The following is a 20,871-nucleotide window of genomic DNA, read 5'->3' as shown; positions in this document are numbered from 1 at the left end:
CACAACTCATACTGTTTCTTCCTGTATCTCGTGGATAACCCACCAGTGTGCAAGCTGCCGGTGCCGGCGAGTACAACTCCTGCCAGCACCTCTCCTTCAGTCTCTCTAGGTACAATACGAGCGTGAAGCCTGCACCGCTCGGAGGCTCATTTTTAGAAAATGTTTAATGAGTGCTTCTACCAAAATCAGTTAGTAAAGGAATACGATCTTGCATATTAAAAGCTTTGGTCTGTTGGGGCTTCGAACACTCTGCCTCAACAACATCATGCAGACCAACTCCCTCAATCCGCGTGATGTTCCACAAGTCAAAGCTTCAAAGGTTAATATTTTCGTTGGCCCCAACGGCGGCGGCAAGTCAACTGTGCTAGATATGGTGCGCGCACTCAAGGATGTTGAGATTATAAAAACCATTGCTCGTGAAAATATGCGATCCACTACAGTGGCGACATCCATCATCTACTTTGACAAGGGAACTTGGGTAGCTTCAATATTTAACAAGCTAGATATTGATGAATTTGGCACATACATTGCCGTTACTACACGAGATGAAAGACACCTATTCGAGGGAAGCATCTACAGCAAATCATCAAAACCACCAAAAGAGCTTGTAAAGGTCTTAGATAAACTAGAAGCCATAATCAGTTTTCGCTCATCACACGACGAGCGCGGAGTTTGTATTCAAAAAGTCATCAATGCGCTCAATAATGATGGAAAGCACCTCGTGGGACTCGCGCCACACCCATTGCGGCACGACCAGGTAGATTATAAGAGGCCTCCGAATGAAGATCATACCTACAAGCATGCCAATCCAATTAGCTTTCTTGATAAGAACACTTTAGGTGTCTACCTCAACGATGACTTAGGTCAGTACAACCATATCCCAATAAAGATGCTGCCGTCTGGATGGCGGGCGTTTGCTGGACTAATAGGATGGCTGGAGTCTGTTAATGATAACCAGATATGTGTCATCGAGGAGCCTGAAGTCCACCTGCATCCAACGCTTCAGAGACTCATGATGGCTAGGGTTTCTGAAATCGTCACCCGCAAGAACCTTCAGCTTTTCATCTCTACGCACTCGTCTGTGCTTCTCGACATATCAAGCTGGTCTGTACCAGACACAAAGCTATTTGAAGTCAATGGTTACGCATTATCAGAATTAACATCACCTGCAAGGGCTCTGTCAGGGCTCGGCATAAAGCCAAGCGATGTTTTCCAAGCCAACGGCGTGATATGGGTCGAAGGGGCGTCTGATCGAATCTACATTTTGCACTGGCTTTCGCTCTGGTGCTCGACGCATGGTAAATCCATGCCCATGGAAAATCTTGATTTCTCCTTCGTTTTTTACGGCGGCTCTATGCTCGGCCATTTCACATCAAATGCTACGCCAGGATTAATTGACATATTCAGTATAAACAGGAACTCCATAGTAGTTATGGATCGAGATCTAGACTTTCAGCGCGCAGCTGACGGCACTGATGAATGCATTAACCAAAACTGCGTGAAATATCAGGTTTGGGCTGACATTGCTGAACATGAGTCGAAGACGGGATATTGCTGGGTGAGTGAGGGCTATACGATTGAAAGTTATTTGCCAGCAGCTTTTCGAGACAAGCATTATCGGATTTTCGGCGCTAGACTAAAGCAGATTACTACCTATTCAAAAGTTACAATCGCCGACAAGTTCGTAACTGGGGACAACACTTTCAGCCATAGCCATGACCCACAAACCGACTTGCCCACTCAGATTGAAAGGCTTTTCAACACTATTGAGGCATGGCAGTTGTAGGCACAAGCATCGGCAAGCATCGCCTCGAGGCAATCAAAGGTCTGCATCCCAAGCATCTATCGCCTCGCTCACAGTAGCCAACCAGCGGAGATGATCGTTCTGTATGGCATTGGCGACGTGCTTGGCGGTGTTGGCTTCGATCCAAGATGGAAGACTATGCGCGCCGTCCGAGAACAGGCTTGCGGTCACGACAGCGAATCGCCCCGTACTCGTAGACTGGAGGCACATGTAGCGCACAGCAGCGCCACTATGGAGCCGACGCCAAGCCACCACCTCAATACAGTCCTGCAGCTCTACAGGGGCCTCAGCAGCGGGGTAAGCCTTCTGCCCCACCTCGTTCTCTGCCACAGGTTGGAATGGCCTGCTTGGCTTTCCTGGCTGGTGGACAAGGTGCTGCAACTGCTCGCGTGCCGCGATTATCTGATCTCGGAGTTCTTCGGGATCGATGGACATTCCGCCCTCTGGTGTCACCTTGAGGGTCTTCAAGGAGTTGGCCGCCTGGATGAACTCGCGCTCACGCTTCTGCTCCCAATCGGGACGGCGGTCGGGAAACAGCCTGGAGATTAAGCGATGGAGGTTGATCATGTGAGGCTCCGGTGACTCGGGTGGTAGCTAAGACACTCCGGTAGGCTATCACCCAAAGCCTCCCTGCTCGAAACGATGGAATCTGAACCAGCACTCAGGCGCCACGGGTTGTCGGTCGGGAACTTGATAAGGCTGGATAAGCGCACTCCACAACTGAAGGGTTCATAGGCTAAAATGTTGCGTTTGCGCCCGCCTGGAGCTCTGAGTGCTCAGAGATAAAGAAATCCGAACAGCTTTAGTCGACCACCTAATGAAGCGGTCGCCTAAACCTGCTCGAGTGCTCGAAGAGCTCACCATCGATAATGGCAATGCCATTGCTGACGTAGTTGCCTGCTATCGCGAGATGCATTGCTACGAAATCAAGGGCGAGACAGATAACGTACGACGCATTCTGTCGCAGTCAGAGTTCTACTCAAGGTCGTTCCCCAAACTGACCCTAGTGACCACAGAAAACCACGTACGCTGGGCAATGGATAAGATCCCCTCCTACTGGGGCATTATCTTGGCCACGTCAGGTAGAGATCGGACAATGTTGCGTTATGTCCGAAAGGCCGGCACTAATCCAATGTTCTCCAAGAAAGACGCTCTTCTCATGCTCTGGAAGGCAGAGCTGACGGCCATTGCGACCTCACATCCCGAGGTGGTCTTCAAAAAGTCTTTCAACCGTGACGATATCGCTGAACAGATCAGCTATCAGTTGAGCCGCGACGACGCCCTCGCAGGAATCCAAGGCGCCCTCATCGAAAGGCGCTCAAATGTTGTTAACCACGAAAGTGATGTGAGCGGCGGTTGAGCTTTTAATCCACGTTCCTGGGTTGCCTGTCTTTTTCGACCTTGCTGGAGCCTTGTAGCTGCGGTCATGAATGTACTGCTCACCATATGAATAATGCGGAGTAGACAGCCTAAAAAATGGCTCATTCACAATCACATCAGAAATATCAAAATACTGCCTAAATTTGTGAGTTTTGAACCGTCGCCCACGCGCAATGAAGAAGCTATCACTATAAGTGTAGAAAACCTTAGGCGCCGCCCGACTACTGATAAACTCGGGTTCCATCTCGAAGTCTGAATACTCCGGACTGACCACGCCGTAGTCTCCAAACAACACCTCCTTGAAGGCGGGGGTTGAGTTCATAGCCCGCCACAGCTTGTATTCCTCTCGAGGAATATGAGCCTTGGAGTTTGTCGGGAGTAGCCCTGCGATAGATGCAGGCACTACTGACCCAGAGACAACCACTTTGGCGCCTGGAAAATCACCTTGGAAGCTAGCCACAAACCTTTCCACCTTCCTCTTGGAGTCGGCTGCATCATCGATGATGCGTAGATCAATCAAAAGAATTACTGTCTGTGGCTTGGCGACCACCAAGTCTGCCCAAAGTGCCTGAAGGTTACTCTTTGTGAGGTTGTAGCTTTCAATGTCGATCATTTGAAGGCGTATACCGACATCTGTGCCCGGTCGCGATTTGACGAAATCAAGCGCCGCGACGTTATGATCTGGGTGCCGATCAAAGGCCAGAACTGGCATAACTTGGTAATTCGACAGCGTTGCAAGAACGGCCCTGTACTGCGGGACAGTGCCCAGATCGACACTATCATCGACATCGAAGTTGTCGACAAAGAACTTATAATTTATGCCATTTTCCAGAGCATTACCTAGCTCTTTATCTGCGATCCTCAAGCGATCAATGACCTCATCCTCATCCATCACTTTTTGCGTTCGGGGAATGTCATACATGGGAGCAATTTGATCACGAATGCCTCCATCCAACACCCCAACACTTTGGATCTCATTCTGTTTAAGCTTAAGAAAAGGAACATATTTAATCATTGGCAAACCCGAAAGCGCTCTTAACGTCCATGGAGTGATGCAATTCAGGGTAAAGCTTATAATTCCTAGCTTGGTGGCGAATCATCCCGGCCATGATAGATGGATGCACTTCCGCTCTAGAGCACACATCCAGCAATTGCTTCCTATCAGCCCGGATATTCCAGGCCATACGCCAATACTGGCGAGAGACCAAACTATCTTTCGCGATAATATTGGCCTCAATCTCACGATCAGAATCGCTATCCTCTTCGAGGTCGTCCAAAATAGGATTATCGAGATAATCGTAATGCATATGAATATGGGCTAGCTCGTGCATGAGCGTAAACCAGAAGTTATCGTAGCGATTGTAGCGAAGCGCTATCCCAACAACTGGCGTACCCTGAGAAAGCTTGAACGTACACCCGTCCATTTTCATCGACTTGAAGCCAGGCTCCACCACCAGCAGCACTCCATATGCTTCAGCCAGGACATCGACCAGGGAGGTGATGTTCTCAGGCGTCAGGCTCAGGAGGGCAATATCTCGAAGTTGCTGAGTGCTCAATCCCTCGAAATTAGGCATCCTCCGGCTCAGCAAGCTGAACTTGGATTTTTCATTGATCAGCGACAACCACGCTTGGATCTTGGTTTCTTCCGCAGAATCATTCTTGCGATAGAGCACCGCGTTGTTGTTGGTAGCGCTGAGGGCAAGCCGAATGATGAAGTCGTCATACTCCTCACCTGGTCGAGCATGCGTTTTGGCATCTGCTGGCTTCAAGGCTTTCTTCAAGTTTGAAAGAGCCGCCGTGAACTCGACTGCAGCGTCCCGCGAGGATGGATAAACCTCGAAGTCCTCTGGAAGACCTTCTGGAGAGTCAGACATGATGAGCCTCCCCTGCCAGCTTTCCAGCTATGTCAGGAGGTGCTTCGAAGTAACGCAGGTTCTCTTTTTCAGCATCAGCGTCGTACTCAATCATGCCCAAGTAGCGGTAGTACCCTTCCGCAGTGGGTAGCGAGTGCAGGCAGAAGCCTGGACGGTAGCCGAGCGTGTTGATGGCGAAGTGAGAAGCATGGGCAATCAGGATCCGGCTGACGCTACCAAACTGCTTCACGTAGTTCGGTCGATCTCGATTCCAGTACGCGGACGCAACGTAATCGATGTAGAAAATGCGCTCCCCGTCCAAGCGGCTTTCCTTGGGATGATAGATGACGCAAGTCGCCTGTATCCGCCCCAGTGCGCTCAGGAAGAACCAGTGGTAATCATCGCTACGGAAGGCGAACGCCTTGTCCAGCCAGCTCCAATGGAAATCTGATAATCCATAGGTGGGCAATTGTTCGAAAAGCACGTTGGGGTCATCTGCGGCAGCAGGAATGTCCGCCATCAGCTGTTTCATGATATGGCGCTTCTCGGTATCCCACTGCTCGCTCAACTGGAACACATACATGGGAGCCAGACCTTGATGGATCTGGTAAGGCACCTGCTGTCCTGAATGGCGACACTTAAGGGTGGGCTCAGTCATCAGAGCGCACACCGCTGGTAGCGCAGCCCTCGGACAGTCCGAATGGCATCATGTGGAAATCCCTCTCCGTATTAATGGCCAGATGATGCCACTATTGACTGCCAGCCTCAACGTCCTACTTATGACGTCAAAACCAGTGATCACCATTGTAGACGCGATAGTCTGTGCAGGTATCTCCGTCCGATTGCACTCATCAGATCGGCAGTGCTGGCCACTATTACACTGTCAGGTTCGTGTCGTGTCGCCCGGATCGCCTCCGACTCATACTTGAACCATCTGAACAGCAACTGAGACAGGGGACACGAGATGAGTAATTTTGACACCGTTGAAACCCGCGTACTGAGCAAAGGTGAACTGGGCCAAGTGATCAGGTATCTGCGCGAATTGCGTCAGTGGTCTCAGGAGACGCTGGCGGTGCTCGCCAAGACTACGCCCAGAACCATCCAGCGGGTTGAAGCAGGGGCCGGGGCCAGCCTCAATACGCTTCGCTCTCTCGCCTCTGCTTTTGAGTTTCAGGACATCGACGCATTCTCGAAACCGATGGCGATTCCCACGGAGGAGCAACTGCGCGCTGTTCGTGAGCAGTTCGAACAGAAATATGTCATGACGAAGGCATTGAAGCCCGAATCAGGCAGGGGCTTGGCCAAACTTGCAGCTGAAAGCATCGGCGATTACATCGAGCCCGCCTTCGAGCCATCCAAAGACCAGGCACTGGCATTCGCGGAACTCACTGATTATCTACGGGACTATCGCGACTGCGCCGAGCACTACTCAAGTACAGCGCGCCTAGAGGTATTTGAAGAACTTCAAGGCTTGATCGAACGCCTCAACGAACAGCGCGTTACTCTGCGCTATGCGACCTGTCCAGTGGTACACAACGGCACCTCGGATTCGCATGTGGAAGCATTCCCTGTAGGGGATGTGCTTTACCTGATTGGATTCAGAGAAGGTGAAGCGCCAGAAGAGTTGGCCCTGCCTCGGAAGATGGGCATTTAGTGACCCGCCTATCCCGGTCATGGAGCTAAATGAGCACCTATTTCACAATTGCTATTCGCCTACTCTTAGGCCCATGGTGGAGAGCAAGCGGAGCGCGCCAGCCCGAAGGGCCAAAGGCGTGAGGATGGAAGCCCTGCGGGCCAAGACGCCTCCGGCGGCTTGGTTCACGACAGCCGACCGACAGGGCACGCCCAAAAAGCTGCTCGCCCCTCAGGGCTTCCTAGGCTTCGCTCTTGCAGTCGCTTCTGCCACCAACGGGTCTTCAGGCCAAAAATGCTTCGGATATCTACCTTTAAGATCCTTCTTCACCTCCGCATAGGTGCTGCGCCAAAAATTGGCTAGATCCTGGGTCACCTGCACAGGCCTGCGGGCTGGCGATAAAAGATGCAGAACCAGAGGTTGCTTACCGTGGGCTATGCGGGGCGTTTCTGCCATCCCAAACAGCTCCTGCAGTCGTACGGCCAGAATAGGTGGCTGTTCGCTGTAGTCGATGCGAATGTTCGACCCTGACGGCACCTGAATCGTCTGCGGTGCTTGAACCTCTAGTTCCTGTGGAAGCGGCCAAGGCAGAAGATTTCTGACAATCGAAGCCAGATCCAGATGATTGAAGTGGCTGAGCCTCGTGACTTTGCCCAAGTACGGCGTGAGCCAATCTTCAAGCGTATCCAGCAGATTGGCATCTGTAAGATCGGGCCACTTGCTTTCTGTCTGGCCATTCTGGATATCCAACTTACGCAGCAGGTCGACCCGCGCTCGCCACTGCCGCAACTCAGGGCTCCAAGGCAGGAGTTCGATGCCCTTGCGCCTCACTAGGTTGACCAAGGCTAGCGAACGAGCTTGCTCATCAAGTCCAGGCAGAGGTGTCGTGGACAGTACCAACTGCCCCACCCTTAGCTGCCGCTCAGCCCTAAGTACCCCTTCCCTCTCGTCCCAGTCAACCTCATCGACTGACCTAACAAGGTCAGCCAACTCGTCATCGAACAAAGCGGGATCGAGATCGCTCGCTAGGTAGATTCGCTCCTCGCGCTGCCCTTGCCGGCTACCCAGATCGGCCACTACTAGCCATGCATGTTTAGTGAGAGCATCGGGCTCTGAGAACACAGCAGCCCGCCCATTGGAGAGACGGTACTCAGACGCACTCGCCCGCCTCTGGAGACCGATTCGGTCAGGGTAAGCGAATGCCAGTAGGCACCCTACCCATCTTGGGTGATCGGGCTCGCTGACAGGGTGAACGGTACTCCCACGTAGCAGGGATCTATACTGCCGAGCAGACTGCTTTACTCGCTGAAAAGAGCCACCGCCTCGGCGCGAATGTTGCTCTCCTGACAATGCACTCAGCCTAGTGTGAAGGTCGGCACCTGCTCCGCGCAGGGTGTCTTTCTCACCCAGCAACGCGGCGATGTTGCATGCAAGGTCATCCAGACCCATCGCGTTTCCCTTGATAAGCATGTGAGCGATCCGTGGATGCGCTGGAAGCTCGCTCATTGCTGATCCATGTCGTGTGAGCTGCCCAGCATCATCGAGTGCGCCTAAGCGCTTCAGCAGGTCTCTGGCTTGCGCGAAGGGAGCTGATGGAGGTTGGTCGAGCCAGGTCATCTCCTCCGGCTTCATTCCCCACCGGGCCAACTGGAGTGCCAGAGCTGCGAGATCCGCCTGCAGGATCTCAGGTGTGCTGTAACCGACCATTTGCTCGTGCTGCGACTCCGACCACAGGCGATAGCAGACACCTGGCTCCAATCGCCCTGCACGCCCCGCTCGCTGAGTAGCGCTGGCCTTCGAGATACGCTGCGTGTCGAGTCGGGTCATTCCACTGCGAGGATCGAACTTCGGCACTCGCTCGAGACCACTGTCCACCACCACCCTGACGCCTTCGATGGTCAGGCTGGTCTCGGCGATGTTCGTGGCCAGTACAATCTTCCGGCAGCCCTTGGGTGCCGGGTTTATCGCAGCCCGCTGCGCGTTCAGGTCGAGATCGCCGTACAGCGGGCATACGATCACCTCTGGACGACTGCTCAACTGCTCCTTGAGCGCCTCAGCCACCCGCCGAATCTCTGCCTGTCCAGGAAGGAAAACCAACACGCTTCCAGGCTGGTCATTGATGGCGGCCAAGCAGGTATCAGTGACTCGCGCATCGATACGCTCGCCGGGCTGATATGGACTACCCCAAACCGTTGAGACCGGATACATCCGGCCTTCACTGGTGACCACAGGCGCATCATTCAGCACCTTTGAAAGGCGAGCACCTTCCAGCGTGGCGGACATCAGGAGCAGCTTGAGCGGGGGCTCATCGCGTAGCAGTTCGCGGGCACTCAGGCACAGAGCCAGTGCAAGGTCGGAGTCAAGATTTCGTAGATGGTACTCGTCGAAGATGACCACACCCACACCATCCAGCGCAGGATCATCTTGGAGCCGGCGAGCCAGGATACCTTCGGTGACCACCTCAATCTGGGTTCGCGGGCCTACCTTGCTTTCAAGGCGAATGCGGTAGCCGACAGTTTCACCAACCTTCTCACCCAGTTCACTCGCCAAACGCTCAGCCGCTGCCCTAGCAGCCAAACGGCGAGGCTCAAGCATGATGATCTTCTGACCACCGAGCCAAGGTGCGTCCAGCAGTGCCAGAGGTACCCGGGTGGTCTTGCCAGCGCCAGGAGGAGCTTCAAGAATAACTTCGTTGCGTCCTTGAAGAGCTTCTAGAAGAACTGGCACGGCAGCATCGATTGGTAACGAACTCATGTCTACTCCAACTTCGAAGCGCGCAGTATACAAAGGTTCGTGTAAGTGCCTTTACCCATCCTCGCAACGTGCTTGGCAAGACGGCTCAAGTGGGGTGCTTCCTAGCTCCGGGTTTCAACTGAGTGACGTTGCTGCGGGCTTCCAGCTGGAATTGTAATTCTCGCACACGCTCTACCAGCTGAACATTCTGAGCCATCACGTGGTAAAGCTGGCCACGGGCGATTTCAAGATCGGACAGCGCTTGGGCAGCCTTGTCATTCGCTCGTTTGACCTGCAATGCTTTAGAAGAACTCTCGGTTCCAAAGCTTTTACGATAAGCCTCGATGTCGGCGAGTAAAGCGCGATGACTCGGTCGATCTTTCTTTAGGTACCCACGGTCAAAGCCAGCCTCCACACTGACGATGCCAGCCGTAATTTTTGTTGGATCCAGGCCCACATGAACGGCCACATGAGGTTCACCGGCTTTTAGCCTCTCAAAAGCTTCCCTGCATTTATCCACCCCATTAGTTGCCATCGATTAAACCTCCACTACAGCGATAAACTTTTGGTGAAACTTTTTCAATCTGTCGAGCTCAGTTTTGACCACCTGGTATTCCCCAGAACCGGGCTCATACAAAACAAGATCAGCTTCATCATCGGCAATCGCTGCCTCAAGCTTATCTCTTTCAATGATGGATTCGTCGCAATTAGTGCAGGGGCCAGCATCGCCGAGGAGATAGAACTCACAGTTGCCTACGTAAGTACAGGCCCCCAGTAGCGTTGGCTTATAGGAGATTTTGCCTTCCGCAGCCAGTTTCTCAGTTTCTTTCCTGACATCAACAATATGGATGTCGCCCTGATCCAATTTTTTGCGCTGGTTTGAGATATAGGTTCCAGCCCCCCCGAAAATCGGGCTATCGCTGCCGAACGCATGATCCAAAAGATCGTACGCGATACTCATAGGAACCCCAGCCTGATACTCAAACAGGATATGGTTTTTGGGAAGGATGAAATCGTCGGTAACTGGATCATAATAACCAAAAATGGTTTTAAGCCTCTCGAAGTTATTACCGTAATAACGACTCATCTGAGTGGTCAGGTGTTTGAATTGCTTCCGAAGCGTGGGCAAAGAAATAAAGCCACTATTTCTGCCATAAAAAGCTAAAGAGCGACGAAACTGATGAGTTTTGAAAGGCCAAGGTGAGCCAACCTGGAATTCCGACTCAAAAGAAAAGTCACGTTTCGGATCGCTAGCTTGGAGCTCTAAGAAATCGGCTTCGGTGATGAGATCAAATTGCTTAAGGCGAGTGGGCTTATTTTCGATGTCTAGCTCAGCAACGCCAACTTTGGCTAGAGGATAATTGATGACCGCTGGCGTCAGAAACAAAGGCATATTATCATAAGACACGTGAAACAATGCTGATAATCCACGACAAATGCTTTGAGCAACTTCTACTGCACGCAAAACCTCATCAGTCGCTAGCCAAGCGGCTGCCTTATGGTACCCAGTAAACTTGGTGGTAGTCGATATCACTTGGACAATCATCGAGTTATCTCGTTTGACACCTTCGTCATCGACCGTGGCTGCGCTTACTTCTTCATCATTAATACAATCATAAGGCAACCGCATAACCTCTTGGTCTCGCATGCCAGTATAAAGGTGAATAACCGTCTTAAGAATCCACTGAATCTTCAAGATCGCCCCGGACAAGTTATTACGGCTACGACAGCTTAAATCATCCGTAAACACGGATGCTAATTCATGGGACAAGAGTGCTTGGTTGAAATCAGGCTCATACGAAGAAATACCGGCATCATGTGAGACCTGCGCCTTATGGCTACGGCCATAAAGGGGGGTTTCAAATGACTTAAGAAAAGCCTCTATTGCGTGCCGGTTTTCGTAAAGCAAATTAAGCCAATCACTTGAAGAGTTTAGTAATCCGAGATATATCCGAGTAGGAATGACAGGGGTCTGGTTTGATTTTTTATCGTCGACGCCGAATCTAAGGTGAAACACACCGTGCAGTTTGTAGCCGAGACGATGTTCACCGACGGCAACGATATGGCCCAACATGGCTCGCGTGCCCTTTCTATGTGTCTCGCCCAAGTCACTTTTGATAATCCAGTCACTATATCCATCTAGGTAAGCCGGATTAGTAAATAACTGCCGAAGACTAATAACGCCAATCAGTGGATTAGCCTTTTGGGCGTAGCAATACCGTGCCGCTATACGCAGAACATAAAAATACTTAACTAAACTCTCGGCACTGAGCCTGCCAAGCTTGCCCGCCCGCACATAAAAATAGAGACAAAATAGGAGATACCTAACCTCCTCAACAAGACCAGCACGTTCAGCGTCAACTTTATCAAAGATGCTATCGAACGAGATGAGACGGACTTTATTTGCTTTGAGACGGATTGAGTTGACGTCCCATACATCCTCACCATAGACGGCATTGGGCATGCCCTGTCCGTCCCGACAGATTACAAAATCAGCCGATGGCCTCCAATCCGCATCAACCGGTATTTTCGATGCCGCCTCAGAAAATTGCTGCTGACCATCATAGGGCTGGAACAGGTCGGCCATTAGAAATATATCCCCATTCTTTCATAACGCTGAAGTCGCCGTTCCCAAAAAACAGTAAGAATACCGAGCTCAAACACTTTCTTTTTAACCATCATAACTAAATTAGCAGACTCAATAGAACGTTCAGAGATAGCGTCCAAAATGAAATCAACACGAATGATCACTTCTTTGAAAATCTCTTCTGAAAACTCGAAGTTAGGCGCATTAGACCTAACGCCTTCGATGACATAAAGAAAACTTAACAACTTATGGATGTCTGCCTCGTCCGAGTGAACAAGGTAATGGACACAGAACAAACAACCGTATTGAGTTTTACAGTTCGGCTCTATGGACACAACCGGAATGTCGCTTTGCGGATTATCAAGAGAATCACAGTGTCCGACAGCAATAGACACGCCAGTCACATTATGCGACGCCTTAATGCGCTCAGCGGCTTTCCTGATCGCAGCCCAATAATTCCCAAGCTCTTCCTTTTGAGTTGACCGCGTAGTACCAGCATAGAACGCGAGGTTTGTACGCTCCGTGTGGTTCATTACCGCACTTACTAGGAGGGGCGAATGGCGCAGATGATGAAGAGTCACACTCTTATGCTTACGCATTAACCTAGGCGGTATATTACCCGAACCTTTTGGAAGAAACACTCCATCCAAAACAGAATAAAACTTAGTCGAAAACTCCTTTTCCAGTGGCTTGGGACTATCTGAGTCATTATCAACATCAATTGCTTGAAAAAAGAGGTATTCCGATTCACGACCATTTAACACCCATTCACGAAATTTCAGATACTCACGCAAGATCTCCATGCCAGGGCCACGCCCGATTGAGTAGCTAACTACCAATCCCTTAGCCCTGAGCTTAATAGCTGACAAATCCTTTTTAAATGGCGACTTGATTAACTCTGCAGCATCTTCATATAAAAATTGTATCAACTCGCCAGAGTTCGCACCTATTACCGCATTCAGTAGGCATGCAAACGCCCTCATTGCAACGGAGGCGAGCCTCATCCTGAAGAGGTGATAGTCATCGGAATTGGCTTCACTCACGGCCCGGACAGCGTTTGTAACAGCTTCCTTCACATCCCTCAGCCGCCAGTCGGGACGTTGCAGAATCACCTCTTCTATGCTCTTGATTCGACCTTCTTTGTAATCGTAGGCCAAAAACTCATGTTTACCCTCAGTTAGCGGAGTAATGTATTTACCAACACCAGGAAATATATGCGTATGGTAGTCGCTGGTAACAAACTTCAGTGGGTATGGCGCCCCCCCGATCAAAAACCTCGAAAAGGTGAAAGCGATAACGAGAGAAATATCTACATACCTCTGGACAGCCCGTTCGTCTGGAGGATCCAGCCCGTCCTTATTAGGCACCACAGATTGTACAGCCGTAAGGATGTACTCGGCCTCCAATGGAAACTGTAGTTCTATCGCACGCCTAAGAGCCCGCTGGTAGAGCTGACCTGTGTTCGGCGACATTTTATCTGGCCCGAGAATGGCCTCAAAAATATAGTTAGAGTACCCAACATAACCTCGCCGAGCAGACTCGGCGTTGCACAGTACATCTGGGATGCCATTTGACTCGCACCAGGTTAATCCGGATTCTAACGACTTAAACTCTGTTTCTATTGTCTTATGGCTAGATCCCTGTATGAAGTAGAAATCCCATAAAGCGATGAGGGCCTTGCGCCGTCTAGGCAGCACTGAATTAACATCTACAACGTATCCTTGTTTGGCTTTTTCGCGAATAGAGTAAGCAAGCACCCCTACGTCTAGCGGAGAGCGCCTATGGTCGAGCTGAAGCGTAATAAACTCAGGATGGGCAACATTATCTAGCTGTGCAATAGAAGATAAGGTAGACGGATAAGTATTACGAACGATCAGCTTAGTTTCCATGACGTTCCACCACAACCAAATCCCGATATGACGACATTTTGAAAAGTGAGCCTTCGTAATCTTCTTGAGCTCTCATCTTTTCAGGGATCATTTTAAAAAGCTTAAGGTAGTTCTCGGTCGTTTCTCGCTGCTCATGATGAAGTCGCTCTTGAATAATTGAAATCTCTTCACCGGGGAGCAGGCGGCGGCTTTCTAGACTTGGAACTAACAGCTGATACAGCTGATAAGCAAAAGTCGCTCGAAGCCAATGAAAGGTGAAATTCTTAGGAAAACCTGCAGGTACAGATCGAATTAATTTTTTCTTCAGGGTGTCTGCAACAGCACCTTGGGGGCGAGTATTTACGAAAGCGTACCTTGGATCAGATCCAGCCATGTAGTAGCAATTAGCTTGCTCCGACAAGAATACGTACTCTTCCCCTGCTGGTATCGTCAACAAGCCAGAATACGAAACTCCATATTCCTGAAGAAAGCGTTGACGCCGACTTTTTGCATAAGCGCTTCGCACGAACGTGAGCAAATCCTCTGCGAGCGCCTTGGGCACGTGAAGCGTCTGGGGCTTATTGTTCTTAGTATCAATGCCAGTACCTGGCCCTGCCTTCAGAATGTAAGTACCTTCTGGTTCAAGTTCTCCCTGAACTAGCGCCTCCACATGCTTTACCCTCAGCGTCAGAACAGTCTGTTTTCGTGCGCCGGTCATAAGAGCGAACAAAACTATCAACCGTTCCTGGGCGTTCCAACCATCTGAATTGACTGCATCAATTACGCTTGCCAACTCAGAATTGGTTAACGGACGAAGGCATTCTCCTTCGTCATCAACAAATCCCTTCGGAATTATTTTACTCTTATTGTATCGCTGTGTTTGGCTTCTCTGCTCGACGGTTAGCTGTCGTGTGAAACCGTGAGCACTCTCAATGAAAATATTGATCTGCTTGACGGTATCTACACGATCAATATCAATGGCGTGCCAATACTTCGATACAAACTTGTAAAACTGATACACTACCCCGGTATATTGATTGCAGACTGCAGGCCCACGACCCTCCATCTTTCTAAGATGAGCGTGGTACCGATAGGTTGGCCGCAAAGTTATCCTTTTACCAGAGAAGTCGAGCCAGTTAATGCTATTTTCTTCAGTAAACATCAAGTAATCTAACAGCCTACTGGCCTTTCGCTTAGCCTCATCACTTGGCCTATTGTGAGCGTGCTTATTCCTTACTAAGTTAATCAAAAACGAATTAGCCTCTTTCCAAGGCTCACCATTTCTGTGAAACAAGAACGGCATATTGAAAATGCTTCGCGTAATTGCGTCTCCAACAGACTCCCTCACTTGGAATCCGGGAATAACTTCGTCCAAGCCAACAATTTCAACAGGCGTCGATCCGTCCGGCTCCATTCCGAAATAAAGGCTTCCGAACGCCTCACTTACTTGGGGGATAACAACCATACGGGTTGAATGGTCAGGGTTTACGAAGGCAGCCACAGCACACATCCAATCAATCAGATCCGTCAATGCTGAACGTTACGCGATTAAAGGTCAATAAATTTGTCAATCTTCTAACGTTACGCGATCATGTCAATCCAAGAACGTTGCGTGATAGCTTGGGATACCGCCCCTTCAAATCCTTCTTCACCTCGGCGTAAGTACTGCGCCAGAAGTTCGCCAGGTCCTGCGTCACCTGCACGGGCCGTCTGGCCGGTGACAACAGGTGCAGCTTGACCACCTGCCGCCCGCCGGCGATCCGCGGCGTATCCGCCAGCCCGAACAATTCCTGCAAGCGCACCGCCAGAATCGGCGGCTGCTCGCTGTAGTCCAGCCGCACCGACGAGCCCGACGGCACCTTCAGATGGTGCGGCGCCAGCTCGTCCAACCGCGCCGGCAACGGCCACGGCAGCAGGTTATGCAGGAAGCTGGAGATATCCAGAGTGGAAAAATGGCTCAGGCGCGACACCTTGCCCAGGTAAGGCATCAACCAGTGCTCCAGGCTGGCAAGCAAAGCGCTGTCGCTGACATCCGGCCATTCACTGGCCTTGCCGCTATCCAGACCACGCAGCAGCATCACCCGCGCCTGCCATTGGCGCAGCTCCGCGGTCCAGGGCAGCAATTCCAGGCCTTTGCGCCGCACCAGGTTGACCAGCGCCTGGCTGCGGGCGGACTCGTCGAGGCCGGTCAGCGGTTCGCGGCTGAGCACCAGTTCGCCGACCTTGCGCTGGCGTTCGGCCCGCAGCACGCCTTCGCGCTCATCCCAGTCAAGCTGGTCGACATTACGCACCTGCTCGGCCAACACCGAGTCGAACAGCGCCGGATCAAAATCCGCCGCGAGGTAAATCCGTTCTTCACGCTGGCCCTGGCGGCTGCCCAGATCGGCAATCACCAGCCAGGGTTGTTTCATCAGGCTGTCGGCTTCGGCGAACAACGCGGCACGGCCGTTGGCGAGGCGGTATTCGGCACCGCCCGCCCGCCGTTGCTGGGCGACGCGGTCCGGGTAGGCCAGCGCCAGCAAGGCTCCGAGCCAGCGCGGATGATCGGGATCAGCCACCGGCTGCTCTGCCTTGCCTCTTAAATAGCCACGGTATTGCCGCGCCAGTTGGCGGGCACGCTGCACGCCGCCCTGGGTGCCACGGGCCTTTTCTTCACCGGATAACAGGGCCAGGCGGCTGTGCAAATCCGCACCGGCACCACGCAGGATATCGCGCTCACCCAACAGTGCCGCCACGTCACAGGCCATGCTCGCCAGGCCCAGATCCTGACCACGCAGCAGCAAATGAGCGATTCGCGGGTGCGCCGGCAACCCGGCCATTGTCTGGCCGTGGGCGGTCAGCTTGGTATCGCTCAACGCTCCGAGGCGCTCGAGCAAATCCTGGGCCTGTGCATAAGCCGCGGTGGGCGGAACGTCGAGCCATACCAACTGAGTAGGCGCCACGCCCCAGCGGCCCAATTGCAGGGCCAAACCGGAAAGATCCGCCGAGAGAATTTCCGCACTGGAATACGCCGCCAGCCCTTCATGCTGGTCCTCGGACCACAACCGATAACACACCCCCGGCTCCAGTCGCCCTGCCCGGCCGGCACGCTGGGTGGCGCTGGCGCGGGAGATGCGCTGGGTGTCGAGACGGGTCATGCCGCTGCCCGGGTCGAAACGCGGGACCCGCGCCAACCCGGCGTCGATCACCACGCGCACGCCGTTGATGGTCAGGCTGGTCTCGGCAATGTTGGTGGCCAGCACCACTTTGCGCTTGCCGGCGGGCGCCGGGTCGATGGCGGCGCGCTGGGCGGCCAGGTCCAGTTCGCCGTGCAGCGGGCATAGCAGCACCTCGGGGTTATCGCCCAGCGCGTCAGCCAATTGCTGATTAACCCGACGAATCTCGGCCTGCCCCGGCAGGAACACCAGCACGCTGCCGGCTTCATCATGCAGGGCTTCAAGGATGGTCTGCACCAACCGTGGCTCGATAAATTCGCCGGGCTGGAATGGCCGGCCCCAGCGCATCTGCACCGGGTACATGCGCCCTTCGCTGCGCAGGATCGGCGCGTCGTCCAGCAACCCGGCCAGGCGCTCGCCTTCCAGGGTGGCGGACATCAGCAGGATCTTCAGTGGCTGCTCGTCGCGAAACAGGTCTCGACCATTGAGACTAAGGGCCAGCGCCAGATCGGCGTCCAGGCTGCGTTCGTGGAACTCGTCGAAGATCAACAAACCCACGCCGTCGAGTGCCGGGTCATCCTGCAGGCGCCGAGTGAGGATGCCTTCGGTGACCACTTCGATGCGGGTGTTGGGGCCGACCTTACTGTCGAGGCGAATGCGGTAGCCAACGGTTTCGCCGACCTTTTCCCCCAACTCGCTGGCCAGCCTTTCTGCCGCTGCACGGGCGGCCAGGCGGCGGGGCTCGAGCATCAGGATGGTTTGCCCGGCCAGCCAGGGTTCATTCAACAGCGCCAATGGCACCCGTGTGGTTTTACCGGCGCCGGGCGGTGCTTCGAGCACGGCTTCATGGCGCGTCGCCAGGGCGTCACGCAGGGCGGGTAAAACATCATCGATTGGCAACGAATTCATACTGGCTCCAAAGCAGAGCGGCGAGTATAACGGCGAACTGCCGGGTGTCGGTGATGGTCTCAACGACACGGCCCCGTCCTGACTGGAATGCGGTCACGGGTGGGAACTGGCTTGCCTGCGATAGCGGTGTTCAGCCAACACACCTGACACTGAACCACCGCCATCGCAGGCAAGCCAGCTCCCACATTTGATCATCGTCGCCTTGTAGACTGGCTTATAGTCATTTTCATTATGTTCAAGGAGAGTCCCATGCGTGTTGCTTCCCGTGTCATCGGCGGTGTTCTGGCCGTCACCCTGCTGAGCCAGTTGACGGCCTGCGGCTCGATTTTCTACCCCGACCGCCGGGGCCAGATCGACGGCAAGATCGACCCGGCAATTGCCGTGCTCGATGCGGTAGGCCTGCTGTTCTACGTGATCCCGGGCCTGATCGCCTTTGGTGTCGACTTCGCCACCGGCGCGATCTACTTCGAGCCTGGCAAGACCGCCCAGGTGGCCCCGGAAAAACTCCAGCAAGCCATCGGCGCCGACGGCAAGGTCGATAACGCCAAGCTGCAAACCATCATCCAGAAAGAAACCGGGCATAACCTGCCGCTGGACGACCCGCGCATGATCCAGTTCAAGGGCAGCGTGCAACAACTCGCCACCCTGGGCCTGCAACCCGCCGCTTAAGGACTGACCCGCCCCATGACCACCAGTCCCGAACACGCCCGGCTGTTGCGCCTGGCCACCCGCGCTTCCGTCGGCGTGGCCTGTGTGCTGATTGTGACCAAGGCCATCGCCTGGTGGCTCAGCGGCTCGGTGAGCATGCTCGCCGGGCTGACCGACTCGCTGCTCGACGGCGTTACCTCGCTGCTCAACTTGCTGGCCGTGCACTATGCGTTGCGCCCGGCGGATGACGATCATCGTTATGGCCATGGCAAGGCGGAATCCCTGTCGGGCATGGCCCAGGCGTTGTTCATCGCCGGCAGTGCAGTATTGATCGCGTTCCAGGCCTTCCAGCGCTTGCAGCATCCAGAGCCGGTGGGTGCGCCGTGGCTGAGCATCGGCGTGATCGTTCTGTCCCTGGCGTTGACGGCGGCGCTGCTGATCCTGCAATACCGGGTGATCCGAGAAACCGGCTCCAACGCCATCCGCGCCGACTCGCTGCACTATCGCTCAGACATGATGCTCAACGGCAGCATCCTGGTGGCACTGGTGCTGGCGGCGTTTGGTTTTCATCAGGTGGACGCCTGGTTCGGCCTGGGCATCGCGGCCTACATTTTGTGGAGCGCCATCCAGATCGCCCGGGAAAGCTTTTCGGTGCTGATGGACGAGGAACTGCCGCCGGATGTCAGCCAGCACATGCTGGAACTGGCGTGCAGCGTGCCCGGTGTATTGGGTGCCCATGACCTGCGCACGCGGATTTCCGGCAGCCACTGGTTCGTGCAGCTCCACCTGGAGTTACCGGGGGAATTGAGTTTGTCCGTGGCACACGGCATCAGCGACCAGGCCGCCGATGCCATCCACAAAGCCTACCCGCGAGCCGAAGTGCTGGTGCACGCCGACCCGCAGGAAGTGGTCAAGGGCGCGAAGGCCTAGTACTGCACCTGATACCCGCGACTGCTCAGGCAGTTGCCCTGGGCCTGGCGGTAGGTTTGCACCACGGCCGGGTCGGGGGCGTAGGTGACGGTCCTTGGGTCAAAGCCACTTTGTTGCACCGCCCAGCGATAGCAGTCGTAACCATCCTGCTGGACCTGCGCCGGTGACTGGCCGTTGGCCGGGTAAGCCACCACGTCATAACCATTGCCCTGGGGCACGGGTTGCGGCGCTGGCGCGGCGGGTGGCGGCTGCACCACAACGTACTGCTGGCTGCTTTCTTCGTAGGTGTAATAGGCACCGGCGGCGAGGAAGAACAGCGCACTGCCCACCCACACTTCCCGCGCGTAGTCGGGCAGGTATTGCACGCGAATCCCGTAAGGCGGCGTCACGACGACATAGCGCGGGCCTTGTGGGCGATACCAGTAGCCACCCGAGAAGAAGTAGTCCTGGCCGCGATACGGCACGCGGTAATTGCGGTCGGGGAAGCGGTCGACGATGTAACCCGGACGGTATTGCGGGCCTGGGCCCCAGCCATTGCCGTGCCCGTCGGGGCGGCCTGGCCAGCGGTGATCGTTGGGGTGGTTATTGCCACCACCGTTACCGCCGTTGAAACCGGGACGACCCGGGCCGCCATTGCCGGCCTGCCAATGCTGGTTGCCGTCGTTGCGACGCGGAATGTCCTGGTAATTGCCGGGGCGCGGTTCCTGGGTCTGGCGCACGGTGTCCGGGCGACCCTGGATCGGCAGGTTATTGGCCGGCTGCGGCGCCGGGTGCGGAGGTTGCTGCTGGTTGCCTTGCGGGCGACCTTGCCATTGGCCACCTCCGTTCGGGCGCTCAATGTTCTGGTTCTGCGGCCGTGGCTGATTGTTTTCGAAATGCTGATTCTGCGGACGCGGCTGATTGTTCTCGGGCCGAGGGGCTACAGGGCGCGGTTGACTATTTTGTGGTCGCGGTTGGTTGTTCTGCGGCCGAGGCTGATTATTGCCTGGATGCCCTTCCGGGCCTCTTTCATGCTGACCACCGCCTTCCTGGCGTGGCGGGTCGTCGGCCATCACTTGCGCACCAACGCTCATCATCAGCAAACCAACACCTGCCAAACGCCAGATGCGCTTCATGCTATTCCTCACTGCGGATTAGGGCCTACACGTAAGACTGGAAAACCGGGGCCCGGTTCTGCGAGAGGTTATCAGTCACGAGAACTATTTTCGCAGGCAATAAAAAGGGGCGACCCGTCGGTCGCCCCTTGAGAACTTCGTCCTGGCTCAACGCTTTTGACGTTGGCTCACCTCACGCCGTCTTGTGGACAGTGTGCAGCCCGGGGGCCGGGGCAACCCTGTGGGGTTGGCGGCCGCAGCCGGCCTTATTGGCGGG

The 20,871-nt window shown here is 54.1% G+C and carries 16 protein-coding genes; 5 read left to right on the top strand and 11 right to left on the bottom strand.

Annotated features, from left to right (window positions below; translation table 11 throughout):
- The first annotated feature begins 208 nt into the window (after positions 1-208).
- On the top strand, positions 209-1,786 hold the full coding sequence (locus HX811_RS10265) for an ATP-dependent endonuclease (RefSeq protein WP_177045777.1): 1,578 nt from the start codon (positions 209-211) through the stop codon (positions 1,784-1,786).
- A gap of 33 nt (positions 1,787-1,819) precedes the next feature.
- Here HX811_RS10265 and HX811_RS10260 read toward each other — a convergent pair whose 3' ends face one another.
- On the bottom strand, positions 1,820-2,371 hold the full coding sequence (locus tag HX811_RS10260) for a hypothetical protein (RefSeq protein WP_177045776.1): 552 nt from the start codon (positions 2,369-2,371) through the stop codon (positions 1,820-1,822).
- A 205-nt stretch (positions 2,372-2,576) separates the two neighbouring features.
- Between HX811_RS10260 and HX811_RS10255 the strand changes: the two genes are divergently transcribed.
- Positions 2,577-3,164, top strand: a complete 588-nt coding sequence (locus tag HX811_RS10255; protein WP_046482359.1) for a sce7726 family protein — start codon at positions 2,577-2,579, stop codon at positions 3,162-3,164.
- Here HX811_RS10255 and HX811_RS10250 read toward each other — a convergent pair.
- Genes HX811_RS10250 through HX811_RS10240 form a run of 3 tightly spaced genes read right to left on the bottom strand, consistent with a single transcriptional unit; the run spans position 3,123 to position 5,695 of the window.
- A complete protein-coding gene (locus tag HX811_RS10250; RefSeq protein ID WP_046482361.1) occupies positions 3,123-4,199 on the bottom strand; it encodes a beta family protein in 1,077 nt (358 codons plus the stop codon). The two genes, HX811_RS10255 and HX811_RS10250, sit on opposite strands and share 42 nt — an antisense overlap.
- On the bottom strand, positions 4,192-5,058 hold the full coding sequence (locus HX811_RS10245; protein WP_177045775.1) for an ImmA/IrrE family metallo-endopeptidase: 867 nt from the start codon (positions 5,056-5,058) through the stop codon (positions 4,192-4,194). The genes HX811_RS10250 and HX811_RS10245 overlap by 8 nt, the downstream gene beginning before the upstream one ends.
- On the bottom strand, positions 5,051-5,695 hold the full coding sequence (locus HX811_RS10240) for a hypothetical protein (protein ID WP_218172276.1): 645 nt from the start codon (positions 5,693-5,695) through the stop codon (positions 5,051-5,053). The genes HX811_RS10245 and HX811_RS10240 overlap by 8 nt, the downstream gene beginning before the upstream one ends.
- 306 nt (positions 5,696-6,001) lie before the next feature.
- Here HX811_RS10240 and HX811_RS10235 point away from each other — a divergent pair, with 306 nt between their 5' ends.
- Positions 6,002-6,691, top strand: coding sequence for a helix-turn-helix domain-containing protein (locus tag HX811_RS10235; RefSeq protein ID WP_177045772.1), 690 nt, complete (start codon positions 6,002-6,004; stop codon positions 6,689-6,691).
- Positions 6,692-6,901: 210 nt separating this feature from the next.
- On the opposite strand, the gene hrpB (HX811_RS10230) is transcribed toward HX811_RS10235, so the two are convergent.
- From hrpB (HX811_RS10230) to hrpB (HX811_RS10205), 6 genes are all read right to left on the bottom strand, one after another.
- Entirely contained in the window at positions 6,902-9,424 is a 2,523-nt protein-coding gene (gene hrpB, locus HX811_RS10230; RefSeq protein ID WP_177045770.1) for an ATP-dependent helicase HrpB, read from the bottom strand.
- An 85-nt stretch (positions 9,425-9,509) separates the two neighbouring features.
- Positions 9,510-9,938 (bottom strand): hypothetical protein, encoded by a 429-nt coding sequence (locus HX811_RS10225; RefSeq protein WP_177045768.1) that lies wholly within the window; start codon positions 9,936-9,938, stop codon positions 9,510-9,512.
- Positions 9,939-9,941: 3 nt separating this feature from the next.
- The gene (locus HX811_RS10220; RefSeq protein WP_177045766.1) at positions 9,942-11,990 is read right to left on the bottom strand and encodes an integrase; all 2,049 of its coding nucleotides are present in this window, start codon (positions 11,988-11,990) and stop codon (positions 9,942-9,944) included.
- Positions 11,990-13,879, bottom strand: coding sequence for a hypothetical protein (locus tag HX811_RS10215; protein ID WP_177045764.1), 1,890 nt, complete (start codon positions 13,877-13,879; stop codon positions 11,990-11,992). The genes HX811_RS10220 and HX811_RS10215 overlap by 1 nt, the downstream gene beginning before the upstream one ends.
- The gene (locus HX811_RS10210) at positions 13,869-15,359 is read right to left on the bottom strand and encodes a site-specific integrase (protein WP_177045761.1); all 1,491 of its coding nucleotides are present in this window, start codon (positions 15,357-15,359) and stop codon (positions 13,869-13,871) included. Before HX811_RS10210 ends, HX811_RS10215 begins: the two co-directional genes overlap by 11 nt.
- A gap of 88 nt (positions 15,360-15,447) precedes the next feature.
- Positions 15,448-17,922 carry an ATP-dependent helicase HrpB gene (hrpB, locus tag HX811_RS10205; RefSeq protein ID WP_177045760.1) on the bottom strand — a complete coding sequence of 825 codons (2,475 nt, stop codon included), beginning with the start codon at positions 17,920-17,922 and terminating at the stop codon, positions 15,448-15,450.
- A 249-nt stretch (positions 17,923-18,171) separates the two neighbouring features.
- On the opposite strand from hrpB (HX811_RS10205), the gene HX811_RS10200 reads away from it, so the two are divergent.
- Positions 18,172-18,591, top strand: coding sequence for a hypothetical protein (locus HX811_RS10200; RefSeq protein ID WP_017476229.1), 420 nt, complete (start codon positions 18,172-18,174; stop codon positions 18,589-18,591).
- A 15-nt stretch (positions 18,592-18,606) separates the two neighbouring features.
- Entirely contained in the window at positions 18,607-19,500 is an 894-nt protein-coding gene (locus HX811_RS10195) for a cation diffusion facilitator family transporter (RefSeq protein ID WP_008436590.1), read from the top strand.
- Here the strand turns inward: HX811_RS10195 and HX811_RS10190 are convergent.
- On the bottom strand, positions 19,497-20,615 hold the full coding sequence (locus HX811_RS10190; protein WP_177045759.1) for a DUF6515 family protein: 1,119 nt from the start codon (positions 20,613-20,615) through the stop codon (positions 19,497-19,499). The genes HX811_RS10195 and HX811_RS10190 overlap by 4 nt on opposite strands.
- Positions 20,616-20,871: the final 256 nt, after the last annotated feature.

The organism is Pseudomonas sp. F8002 (assembly GCF_013385495.1).
Classification (GTDB): domain Bacteria; phylum Pseudomonadota; class Gammaproteobacteria; order Pseudomonadales; family Pseudomonadaceae; genus Aquipseudomonas.
The sequence above is the reverse complement of the archived record's forward strand: the minus strand, read 5'-3'. Positions and strand labels throughout refer to the sequence as shown.